Source organism: Algoriphagus hitonicola (genome assembly GCF_900113375.1).
Taxonomy (GTDB): domain Bacteria; phylum Bacteroidota; class Bacteroidia; order Cytophagales; family Cyclobacteriaceae; genus Algoriphagus; species Algoriphagus hitonicola.
This window is the reverse complement of record NZ_FOPC01000006.1, coordinates 165,281-176,471: the sequence shown is the minus strand read 5'-3', so window position 1 is coordinate 176,471 and position 11,191 is coordinate 165,281. Positions and strand designations below refer to the sequence as shown.

Below are 11,191 nucleotides of genomic sequence, written 5' to 3'. Positions count from 1 at the left end.
AGCAGATGGGTTTCGGTTTACTTCTGTAGATAGCTCCTTTTCCGGTGTACACGGCGATTTTTTTTCCAGCATGGGATCCATTGGATTTCCTCCGCTTTGATTGCCAAGCTGCCAGGCAAAGCTGCAAAAGAAAACCAGAAGTATCACACTGAAAAATTTACGCATTGCTTGTTTTTAGGTAGGACGATTAGGTTCTGAAAAATGCTACACAGGGCCTCAAAAAAATTGGAATAAATTTCTTGAGATGCCTAAAAGCGAAAATCTCTCCAAACGATTGAAGAGATTTTCGGATCTAAAATTGAAACCTATAATCAAATTAACTTAACTGAAATCGGATCGGCAGTCTCATTCTTGTACGAACGTCTCTTCCGCGCTGTTTACCCGATTCCCAGTTTGGAGCATTTTGGACTACTCGAATTGCTTCTTCATCGCAACCCCCACCGATACTTCTTAAAACATCCACATCCTGAATAGAACCGTCAGTATTTATCACAAAAACTACAATTACCGTTCCTTCAATTCCTTCTTTTTTAGCTTGCTCGGGATATGATAAATTATCTTTCAGATAATTATTCCATCCCTCCATTCCACCAGGAGGGGTAGGCTGATCTTCGACTACATCAAAGATTTCGTCTGCTGAGATTTCCACTACACGGCCGTTGGCGATGCCTTGGAGGTCAGTACTTCCATCTTCATTGACTACTTCTACGATATTTTCAGGTTTAATAGGTTCTTCCCCGATATTCTGGTCACAGGAAAAGGCAAATACCATTAGTCCCAAAACTGGCAGCATCATCAAAAAGCGGCCTTTTTGTAAATAATTGGATTGTTCTTTATTCATCATAACAATTCGTTTTTTGGTTTGAAATTGATTAAAACTATTGGTGAATTGCCAACCTTGATCTTGAGTAATCAAACGAAGTAGCAATCTGGAATAATCGATTTGGGAATAATTTTGGGTGACGCCTTGATCGGCCTGAAACTCATGAACTTCCCTAAGGGATCGCTCAAACAGGTAAACAAAGGGATTGAACCAAAAAATAGCTTTGACCAATTGAAGCAAAATCAAATCAAGCGTATGCTTTTCGGAAACATGCACTGATTCGTGTAAGATGATCTTCTGCTGATCAGCATCATTCGGATCAAAATAGGGGAGTAAAATATAATTGAAGAAAGAGGCCGGTTCAAAACTCGGGTGAACCGCAATTTTCATCCCTTGGTATTCAAATTTTTCAACCATCTGCAGTTGAAAGATAGGCTTGGCTATTCCTAGAGAAATTTTTCCCAGAAAAAACAAAAAACCGATACCATAGATGAAAATCACACCATCCTGCCAAGTAAAGGAAACTTCAGAACTGGCCGTCTCCTTACCTAACTCAAAAACAGGCAGCGTATACTCCGCTAGAGAAACCGTGCTAATCACCGCTGCCTCAAAGGATAGCAGCGGGATAATCAGTGAGATAATCATCAAATGCAACAACACTCGCCGGTTCCAATCAAAGAAGGTGAGTTTTTCCAGAAAAACCCGGTAAAAGCCCCAACTTAAGATCAGGCAAATACTTCCTTCAATTAAATAGTTTAAAACCCCGTTCATTTTTTTCCTTTCTTTTCAAAATCATCGATCATCCGCTCCAATTCTTCTACCTCTTTCTTCGATATGTTCTTTTCTTTGACCATAAATGAAAGAAAATTCCCTACAGACCCTTCAAAGAAATTTTTCACCATATAATTGATGCTCTTTTTGCTATATTCCTCTTGGGAAATCAATGGAATATACATGTGGGTGTTTCCGTACAATTTATGCGTCAGATAACCCTTTCGCTCCAGCAATCGAATGGTAGAAGCTAATGTCGTATAAGGTGGCTTGGGTTCTTCCATCTCGTTGAGCACATCTCTTACAAGGCCTTGACCGAGTTTCCATAAAATGCGCATGATTGATTCTTCTTGACTGTTTAGTTCTTTCATCGGGTGATTTGTTTAATAATTTGTTATTAATACTATGATTGTTTCGTAAAACTACGAGAAAAATTTAAATGTCAAAATTTTATGGCAAGAGTTTTTTAAAAAAAATTAGGATTGAAGTTTCCCTTATTTAAAGAAAAAGGCTAAATAAAAATACCCATGAGAAAGCCTCTTCCAATTGAGGTTAATAGTTTTAAGAATTCCCAAGGTCCTTATAAACCAATAAAAAAGGCAGGTCCAATCTTTAAAAATCAGGGATAAAAAACCTCTCCCCTTCCCTATTCCTCTTTTTCTTCTTCTTGGATTATTAGCGTAGAAACCAATACTGGAGAGACTTGAAAGTACCCCAAAACGGTACCTTTGCCTTCCACTACTCGGATGTTCCCATCCGGATTTTGTGGTGGAGGACTGAATAATCCTCCATCCGAAAAAAGCAATCCCACCAACTGCGTAAAATAATCATACACATCTTCATTCATGCGGAAAAGTTCTAGACGAACACGGTCATCTTCCTCAAAAGCATAACCGAGCTCCAATCCTGTTTCGAAAAATTCCACACCAAAGGTGTCATCAAAAAGCAAATAGTCATCCCTATTATTTTTTAGCGTATCATTTTCTATGATCCGGATCCGGTAAAAATTATCTTCTTCAAAAGGAATTTTCCCAAAAGCTTTAATATAGAATCCCTCTTCTCTAAATAGCCGACCTTCTTCATAGCTCACCGTCAGACTATCCAAAATCGGTGGCTCTAGCATTAGACCTGTAGCGGAATATATCTGATCTTCCCAAAAGACCACCAATTCATATCGTTCACCCACTCTAGCGAGCTTATTTCGATCTATGGGCTTATAGCTATTGGTTTCGGGATAAAACCGAAATGGAATTATCGTTTCTGTACCGGGAATCGTAATCGCAACTTCAGCATCACCAATGACTTGATAAGATTCTGGATCATAGTAATTTCTAGCAAGTGAAATCTTCACTTCGTTAAATTGATCCCGATCCGTCCAAACCGCTTCAATAATCGGCACCTCACCTTCAATCGTCGCCAATGGCAGGGAAACTTCCTCCTGACAGGACAGCATAAACACTGAAAGCAAAATAATTCCAAGCCGTTTCATCAAAACTGAAAGTTATAAGTGATCGAAGGTAAAAACGTAAAAAGATAGGTTTTGACTATTCCCTGTCTCGAAGAAGTCACCGTACCATCCAGCGGCTGAAAATTTATATCATCGTTGTATATCTGTCGAAACTCGTAAGCAAATGGATTTTTTCTCCCGTAAAGATTGTATACGCTAAAATTCCAGCTACCTCTCCACTTTCTGCCTTTATTGGGATTTTTCCAAACTACTGATGCATCCATTCGGTGATAATCCGGAAATCTATTTTCATTCCTCAAATCTGAAAATATAGGCAAGGACTGATTATCCACTTGATAGGTACCGATGGGAAAGGTAACCGCCTGCCCGGTCGTGTAAATAAAGGTAATTCCAGCAGACCAGTTGGGCGAAAATTCATGATTCAAAACCAAAGTCACATCATGAGGTCGATCAAATCTGGGGTTGAAGGCTTGATTTCGGCTGATTCCTTCGATTTTTCTCCAAGCTCTTGACCAGGTATACGCCAACCATCCGGTCGTTTTACCCACATTTTTCCTCAGCAAAAATTCCAACCCATAAGACCAGCCGTCTCCAGCAAGAATCTCCGTTTCGACCTGATCGGTAAAAAGGACCTGTGCCCCGTTTCGGAGATCGATGACATTTCGGAGATCCTTGTAGTAGCCTTCAAGGGACAATTCCCAACGGTCCTCATTAAGATTTTGAAACAAACCCATCGAAATTTGGTCTGATCGCAAAGGCTGAACGTACTTACCCGCTAAAATCCAACGATCTATGGGTAATCCAGCCGAACTATTGGATGCGATCTGGACATATTGAAAATTACGATTAAAGGCCGATTTTAGGGAAAGTTGATCATTGATCAGCCATCGGAAAGCAACCCTTGGCTCCAATCCCTGATAAAATTTTATCGACTCCAGTCCTCTATATTGAATGGAGTCCAATACCTCCGCTTCTGCTGTAGGCCGCTCGCCGTCATACACGTAATCCACTCCGGGTCCCATCTGCTGATAAAGTCCCCACCTGATCCCTCCTTCCACTCCCAATCGGGAATTGAGGTCCAGTTTGATTCCTGCAAATAAATTATTCAGCGCCCCATTTTTGGGATTGGTCGTGATTGACTGAATTGCACTTGTCTCAGATGGAAGCAATTCCACCGGTAAAAAACGATACAGTTGACTATGAATACCCCAAAAGCTTTGAAGTCCATTTTCACCTATTGCAGTCCATTGGGCTTTTATCCCGGATTCTGTCAATCGATTATTCCATTCAAATCCATTATCCGGATCCTGAAACTCCACTTGATAGGAATAGTGAGAATGATATCCCTGAAGATCAAAATAAAAGGATTCAGATTTATTTCTGGACCAATTGACTGAGCTTACCCAATTGGACCAGCCTAAACCAAACTGGCTGTCTAAGCCCAAAAAATCCCTTCCCTGATAACTGGATACACTTAGCTTATCTTTTTCAGAAAGGTAAAATGTCGCTTTTCCGCTGAGATCATGAAAATTGAGTTGGTTATTTCGAATATCCTCATTACTGGAAAGCCTCAAAAACAAATCCGCATAAGTTCTCCTTCCTGAAACGACAAAGGAAGACTTGTCAGAAAAAAGAGGCCCGTCAACCGTCAATCGAGAAGATATAGTTCCGATTCCACCCTCGCCTTTGATATTTTCGCGATTACCTTCTTTGAGACTGACATCAATCAGCGAAGACAATCGTCCGCCAAATGAAACCGGCATATTCCCTTTATACAAATTTACCTCATCAAGTGCATCAGGATTAAAAACTGAGAAAAACCCAAAGAAATGAGAGGGATTATACACGGGGGAACCATCTATTTGAACTAAGTTTTGATCGGCAGACCCCCCTCGCACAAATAATCCTGTGGTTCCCTCACCGGCAGTTTGAACCCCCGGCAATAGCTGAAGACTTCGAAATAAATCCACTTCTCCAAATAATGCGGGAATATTTTTAATAGTTTCCAGGGAAACCCGATTGGTCCCCATCTCCAAACTACGAATCTGCTCATCGGACCTCCGCTCAGAAATAGTCACCTCCGCCAAATCAAAATCATCCGAAATAAGGAAAAAACGATTCTCCTTCGATAGATCTTTTTCCTGGATCAACCTCACCGACTGCTCATATCCCAGATAGGAGACGACCAAATAGTCAGGCAGTTGGATAATTGGAATTTGAAACTCTCCGTTTTCATCAGAAACCACGCCTTTTTGGGGTTGTGAATCCCAGTAAATATTTGCGCCAGGCAAGGTTTCAGAAGTTTTCAAATCTACTACAGTTCCCCGGAAAACCTGTTGAGCCGAAAGCTCCCAAAAAACAGCCATAAAAGGCAGGAGAACTAAAACCCAACGAAATTTTGACATCATATTTTATTGTGGAATCTATCGGTAGTAAAGCTATGAGACGCAACCTAGCAATTAATGTTTGTTAATTATTGCCTCAGATTGAAATCTAAACTCACCACTCCTATCAAAGTTTCTTTATAAGTACGCTTTATTTTATAATTTCAGGCCATGGTTTGGGCATATCCTGACATTGATCTGATTATTGTACTGGCTGGCTTATTTGGCCTGGTTTATTTGGTTTACTTGACACGCTATTGGCTAATCAATCGCCGACTTCAAGTACAGAAGCGAAGACTAGTTACCAAATTAGTCCTCCGTACGCTCTATTTTATTCTCTTTTTGATAGCCTTGGCGGGTCCATCAATCGGGACTTCTACGAAGGAAATAAAAGAAGAGGGGAAAGATATTTTCATCGCGGTGGATCTTTCCCAGTCTATGAATGCCACGGATATCGGTCCGAGCAGATTGCAGCGAATCAAATTTGAATTAAAAAACCTGATCAAAAGTTTCCCTTCTGACAGGATCGGCCTTATTATTTTCTCTTCGGAGGCATTTATGCAGTGCCCTTTGACTTTTGACCAAAATGTACTTCAGCTTCATCTCGATGGACTCAATACCGGATTAGTCCCAAACGCCGGAACAGATCTTAGCGGACCATTGCGTGTGGCTTTGGATCGATTTATGAATGACCAAAGCCAAGAAGTCAAGTCCAAATCCATCGTTTTGATATCTGATGGGGAAAATTTCGGTGACGATCTCGGTGATGTTTCTGAAAGTCTGAGCGACGCCGGTATTAAAGTATTCACCTTGGGCATAGGTTCTGAAGAAGGAGCTTCAATCCCGCGAGGAAATGGAGTAGTTATTGACCCTAATACCGGTGAACCAGCCATTTCCAAGTTGGATCGCACCTCATTGCAGCAAATAGCCGCACAAACCGAAGGACAATATTTTGAGATTTCGGACGAAGTCCAGGAGCTTGGCAACCTCACCGCTTCACTGGAGCGTCTTGAAGGAGGAGTAGTCGGATCGAGGGTTATCGAGACATCTTCCAACAAATACTTCTATTTCCTTTTAGCCGGACTCGTTTTATCTTTACTGGACATGGTTTTACCGATCAAAACCATCAAATTGTAATATGAGCTGGAGCAAAATCATTCTCAGTCTTTTTCTCCTGATCCCCTCCTCTTGGACCCGGGACTCGCGACTTAATGCTGCGATCGATACAGCTGCTGAAAGTTATGCAAATGGTGAATATGAACAGTCTATTAAAGACCATTTGGCCATTCAGGAGCAATTTCAGATTCAGTCAGCAGCTTTGGATTATAATATCGGACTGAGTTACCATTATGCGGAGCAGGATGAGGAAGCCGCGGCATTTTTTGACAAAGCATCCACAAGCAGCGATAAAATCCTGTCCTCCTTTGCCTTCAATCAAGGAGGAGTGATTTTAGGAAATAAAGAAGAATATGAGACGGCACTGAGTAAATTTAAAACAGCCTTGATCCAAGATCCGCTCAATGAGGAAGCGCGCCATAATTACGAGCTATTAGCCAGATGGATGGAACGGGATGAGGAGCGCAAAAATGAGGACGAAAATAAGCCCGATCCTTCGGATTTTGCCAAACGCAAAAAAGCAGAGGCTGATCGCTTAGTTGAACAATTTCGCTTCAAAGATGCGTTACAAGTAATGACCGAAGCTATGCAGCAAGACGAAACGGTCGCTGCTTACAATGAATTTATCACCAGTCTACAAGAAATAGTCGAAATCGATGAAAAATAATATATTCTTACTCCTATTTTTCTTTTTGTTTGCATCAAGTATTCAAGCACAAACTGCCGGTGAATTCTTCAATCAGGCTGCACGGTCTTATGTCAAAACTGATCGGGAAAATGCATTGAAATCAGTGAATTCTGGTCTAAGCAAATTTCCCAATGACTCCAAACTTCAAGCGCTAAAAGAAAAACTGGAGCAAGAAAAACAGGAAGAAGAGAACCAAAATCAGGAGCAGCAGAACCAAGAAAACCAAGAGCAGGAGCAGCAACAAAATCAACAAAGCCAAGGTGAAGAAGGTGAGCAGCAAGAATCTCAAGACCAAGGCGAAAAAACTGACGAAGACAAAGCCAAAGAATCAGAATCAGGAGATCCACAAGATCAAAGTCAGGATCCCGCCAGTGAAAATGCCAATGATCAAATGGACGCCAATCTGGCCGATCGACAAAATGCCATGGAAGAGTTTAAAGAGAAACTGAAAGCCATGAATCTCACTCCTGAGCAAGCTGCTCAAATCTTGGAAAGTATGAATGCAGCCGAACTCCGGTATATTCAGCAAAACAGAAAAAGACCAACCCAAAGACCCAAAACCGGTCGTCCGGATTGGTGATTTTTAGCGATAGCAAATTTTAAAAATCAGATTAAACCCAAATAAACATGATCAAAGAAGTATATATCGTATCAGCTGTACGCACACCTTTGGGAAGCTTCGGAGGAAAACTCTCCGGATTGACCGCCGTGGAGCTCGGCAGTATAGCCATTAAAGGCGCATTAGAAAAATCCGGTGTAAAAACCGACCAAGTTCAAGAAGTTTTTATGGGAAATGTAATTTCCGCAAACTTGGGCCAAGCACCTGCAAGACAGGCTTCGATTGGTGCAGGAATCGGATATGAGGTACCCTGTACTACAGTAAATAAAGTCTGCGCCTCTGGGATGAAAGCAGTCATGTTTGGAGCCCAATCTATCATGCTTGGCATCAATGATGTCGTGGTAGCTGGGGGAATGGAAAGTATGTCCAATGTACCATTTTATGTGCCCAAAGCCCGATTTGGTTATAAATATGGCAATGCAGAAATGGTAGATGGATTGGTCAAAGATGGCCTTTTCGAAGTTTACAATAAATTCCCCATGGGCAACTGTGCCGATAATACCGCTCGGGAGATGAATATCAGCAGAGAAGAGCAGGATAATTATGCTATCCAATCCTATCAGCGGTCAGCGGATGCTTGGGCCAAAGGCAATTTTAAAGACGAGGTGATTCCTGTAGAATTGAAAGGCCGAAAAGGGGAAACCATGATCATCGATGAAGATGAGGAATATAAAAACGTCATGTTTGATAAAATCCCGTCGCTTAGACCGGTATTTGAAAAAGACGGAACCGTCACAGCAGCTAATGCCTCTACGATGAATGATGGAGCCTCTGCTTTGGTTTTGGTCAGCAAAGAAAAAGCCGAAGAGTTGGGATTGAAGCCCTTGGCAAAAATCAGAGGTTTTGCAGACGCAGCAAAAGATCCACTTTGGTTTACAACCGCTCCAGCTCTGGCCATCCCAAAAGCCATCAAACATGCGGGGTTGACAGCCGAAGATGTTGATTTTTATGAAATCAACGAGGCTTTTGCGGCTGTAGCACTTGCCAACCAGAAAGAACTGAATTTAGATCCTGCCAAACTCAATATTTACGGCGGAGCAGTTTCCTTGGGCCATCCACTGGGAGCATCCGGTGCGCGTATCATTACCACGCTCAATTCAGTCTTGCATCAGCAATCTGGGAAAATAGGAGTTGCTGGAATCTGTAACGGCGGCGGCGGAGCTTCTGCCATAGTCATCGAAAAATTATAAAATCAAAATTATCCGCGGCATTTTCTTGTCGCGGATTTCTTTTATGAAAAAGTTTAGTATCTGCATTCTCGCTTTGCTTTTCAGCCTACCGCTCGCGGCCCAAGATACTATTCGGACCTATTATGACGAAGAGCGAGAGCTACTCAAAGAAATTTATATTCGAATCAACGGGAAGGCCGAAGGTGAAGTCAAACGCTTCAGTGAAGATGGTCAACTCGTGCAAATAGGCCAGCTCAAAAATGATCAGCGACATGGGCTATTTATCGATTTGGATCCAGCTACCGGAGATACTATCCGAACGGTACCATTTCTGGAAAATCAGCGAAATGGAGTCAGCAGGAGTTTTTATCCGGGTGGACAGGTCCAGCAAGAGCTCAATTTTATCGACAATCAAATCCAAGGAAAAGTCACCACCTACCATCCCAATGGAGAAGTAAAAGATCAGACATTTTTCAATGATGACCGGCCAGATGGACTGAGCGAATCTTTTCATGAAAATGGCCAACTCAGCCGAAAGGTGACCTTTCGAGAAGGAGAATTTGATGGCCTTTTGGAGACTTTTGATGAAAGCGGTCAAAAGCTTTTGTCAGCAAATTATAAAAAGGGACTTTTGGATGGACAGGAACTTCAGTATTTCCCCAATGGAGAATTGAAATCATCTATCCATTATTCAAATGGAGAACTGGATGGAACATACGAGGCCTTTCATCCCAATCAAGAGAAAGCCCGTGTGGGAACCTACAAAAAAGGAGAAGCTGACGGAGATATTATAGAATATTTTGAAGACGGCAGCCTGAGATCCACGATTTCCTACAAAAAAGGAATCCCACAAAGTGCACTTACCGTCAATCATCCCAATGGAAATATCTCCCTAAAACGAGAGTTTATTGAAGGCTCAGATATAGTCAGCAAAGAATCTTATTACTATCCCAATGGCCAAATATATCAAATTCTGACCTATACGGAGGGTTTTTTGGAGGGTGAAGTAAAAATGTACCGGGAAGACGGGGTGCTCCAGGAGATTCGAAATTACAAAAATGGCCGCCTCGATGGATTCCGGCAGTTTTTTGATGAAGAGGGACAACTGACCCGAGAGGAAGTATACGAGAAGGGTAAGAAAATTGACAAATAATCCACTCCCCAAAAGCATTAAGGCAAAGCTTTTCCTATTTTTGCCAAAAATCACAGCAAATGAGTCAAGCCATCAAAGAAACCTATTTTAATTTCCCCGGCCAGGTAGGCTTTTACAAGGGAAAAGTGAGGGATGTTTACATCTTCGAAAAAGAATTGGTTGTGGTGGCTTCCGATCGGATTTCTGCCTTTGACGTGGTTTTGCCCCGAGCGATCCCCTTCAAAGGTCAGGTGCTCAACCAAATTGCAGCCAAATTTTTAAAAGCCACCTCGGATATCGTGCCCAACTGGGTGACGGCGGTCCCAGACCCAAATGTCACCATAGGAAAGCGATGTGAGCCTTTCAAAGTAGAAATGGTCATTCGGGGCTACCTTTCCGGTCATGCAGCACGAGAATACAAAGCGGGCAAGAGACTGATTTGTGGCGTCACGATGCCAGAAGGCATGATCGAAAACGACCGCTTTCCCAATCCCATCATTACTCCTACCACCAAAGCCTCCGAAGGTCACGACGAAGATATTTCCAAAGAACAAATTCTTGCTCAGGGAATTGTCAGTTCAGAGGATTATTCAATCCTAGAGCGGTACACTCGGGCTCTTTTTGAGCGGGGCCAGCAAATGGCCGCTGAAATGGGACTAATCCTAGTGGATACCAAATATGAATTCGGAAAATTTGGGAAAGAAATCTACCTCATTGATGAGATCCACACTCCTGATTCCTCCCGGTATTTCTATGCCGATGGCTATGAGGAAAACCAAAAAAACGAAATGCCGCAAAAACAACTTTCCAAGGAATTTGTACGGCAATGGTTGATTTCAAATGGTTTTCAGGGTAAAGAAGGACAAGAAATTCCAGAAATGACCGACGAAATTGTAGAAAGCATTTCGGATCGTTATATTGAACTCTTCGAAAAAATCACCGGAGAGAAATTTCACAAAGCTACCACCGAACAAATCGAAAAAAGGATAGAAAATTCCATTCTATCACATCTATCATAAGA

The 11,191-nt window shown here is 42.0% G+C and carries 10 protein-coding genes; 6 read left to right on the top strand and 4 right to left on the bottom strand.

Annotated features, from left to right (window positions below; genetic code table 11):
• Positions 1 to 316 precede the first annotated feature (316 nt).
• The 4 genes from BM043_RS10060 to BM043_RS10045 all read right to left on the bottom strand — a co-directional run bounded on the left by BM043_RS10060 (position 317) and on the right by BM043_RS10045 (position 5,470).
• Positions 317 to 1,594 (bottom strand): M56 family metallopeptidase, encoded by a 1,278-nt coding sequence (locus BM043_RS10060; RefSeq protein ID WP_092791251.1) that lies wholly within the window; start codon positions 1,592 to 1,594, stop codon positions 317 to 319.
• Positions 1,591 to 1,965: a BlaI/MecI/CopY family transcriptional regulator gene (locus BM043_RS10055; RefSeq protein ID WP_092791250.1), complete on the bottom strand. Its 375-nt coding sequence runs from the start codon at positions 1,963 to 1,965 to the stop codon at positions 1,591 to 1,593. The genes BM043_RS10060 and BM043_RS10055 overlap by 4 nt, the downstream gene beginning before the upstream one ends.
• A gap of 275 nt (positions 1,966 to 2,240) precedes the next feature.
• Positions 2,241 to 3,083, bottom strand: a complete 843-nt coding sequence (locus tag BM043_RS10050) for a DUF4249 family protein (RefSeq protein ID WP_092791249.1) — start codon at positions 3,081 to 3,083, stop codon at positions 2,241 to 2,243.
• Positions 3,083 to 5,470 (bottom strand): TonB-dependent receptor, encoded by a 2,388-nt coding sequence (locus BM043_RS10045; RefSeq protein ID WP_092791248.1) that lies wholly within the window; start codon positions 5,468 to 5,470, stop codon positions 3,083 to 3,085. Before BM043_RS10045 ends, BM043_RS10050 begins: the two co-directional genes overlap by 1 nt.
• 147 nt (positions 5,471 to 5,617) lie before the next feature.
• Between BM043_RS10045 and BM043_RS10040 the strand changes: the two genes are divergently transcribed.
• From BM043_RS10040 to BM043_RS10015, 6 genes are read left to right on the top strand one after another with little or no spacing between them, the layout of a single operon-like run.
• A complete protein-coding gene (locus tag BM043_RS10040) occupies positions 5,618 to 6,583 on the top strand; it encodes a vWA domain-containing protein (protein WP_092791247.1) in 966 nt (321 codons plus the stop codon).
• 1 nt (position 6,584) lies between these two features.
• Positions 6,585 to 7,229 (top strand): hypothetical protein, encoded by a 645-nt coding sequence (locus tag BM043_RS10035; RefSeq protein WP_092791246.1) that lies wholly within the window; start codon positions 6,585 to 6,587, stop codon positions 7,227 to 7,229.
• Complete coding sequence (locus BM043_RS19495; RefSeq protein ID WP_092791245.1) at positions 7,219 to 7,830, top strand: hypothetical protein; 612 nt, start codon at positions 7,219 to 7,221, stop codon at positions 7,828 to 7,830. Before BM043_RS10035 ends, BM043_RS19495 begins: the two co-directional genes overlap by 11 nt.
• A gap of 50 nt (positions 7,831 to 7,880) precedes the next feature.
• A complete protein-coding gene (locus tag BM043_RS10025) occupies positions 7,881 to 9,059 on the top strand; it encodes an acetyl-CoA C-acyltransferase (protein WP_092791415.1) in 1,179 nt (392 codons plus the stop codon).
• Positions 9,060 to 9,102: 43 nt separating this feature from the next.
• Positions 9,103 to 10,191: a toxin-antitoxin system YwqK family antitoxin gene (locus BM043_RS10020; protein ID WP_092791244.1), complete on the top strand. Its 1,089-nt coding sequence runs from the start codon at positions 9,103 to 9,105 to the stop codon at positions 10,189 to 10,191.
• A gap of 59 nt (positions 10,192 to 10,250) precedes the next feature.
• Entirely contained in the window at positions 10,251 to 11,189 is a 939-nt protein-coding gene (locus tag BM043_RS10015) for a phosphoribosylaminoimidazolesuccinocarboxamide synthase (protein ID WP_092791243.1), read from the top strand.
• Positions 11,190 to 11,191 lie beyond the last annotated feature (2 nt).

Bases quoted from the DNA above. Each gene is read 5' to 3' on its own strand.
- BM043_RS10050 (WP_092791249.1), bottom strand. From the start codon at position 3,083: ATGAAACGGCTTGGAATTATTTTGCTTTCAGTGTTTATGCTGTCCTGT.
- BM043_RS10015 (WP_092791243.1), top strand. From the start codon at position 10,251: ATGAGTCAAGCCATCAAAGAAACCTATTTTAATTTCCCCGGCCAGGTA.
- BM043_RS19495 (WP_092791245.1), top strand. From the start codon at position 7,219: ATGAAAAATAATATATTCTTACTCCTATTTTTCTTTTTGTTTGCATCA.
- BM043_RS10055 (WP_092791250.1), bottom strand. From the start codon at position 1,965: ATGAAAGAACTAAACAGTCAAGAAGAATCAATCATGCGCATTTTATGG.
- BM043_RS10045 (WP_092791248.1), bottom strand. From the start codon at position 5,470: ATGATGTCAAAATTTCGTTGGGTTTTAGTTCTCCTGCCTTTTATGGCT.
- BM043_RS10035 (WP_092791246.1), top strand. From the start codon at position 6,585: ATGAGCTGGAGCAAAATCATTCTCAGTCTTTTTCTCCTGATCCCCTCC.
- BM043_RS10020 (WP_092791244.1), top strand. From the start codon at position 9,103: ATGAAAAAGTTTAGTATCTGCATTCTCGCTTTGCTTTTCAGCCTACCG.
- BM043_RS10040 (WP_092791247.1), top strand. From the start codon at position 5,618: ATGGTTTGGGCATATCCTGACATTGATCTGATTATTGTACTGGCTGGC.
- BM043_RS10060 (WP_092791251.1), bottom strand. From the start codon at position 1,594: ATGAACGGGGTTTTAAACTATTTAATTGAAGGAAGTATTTGCCTGATC.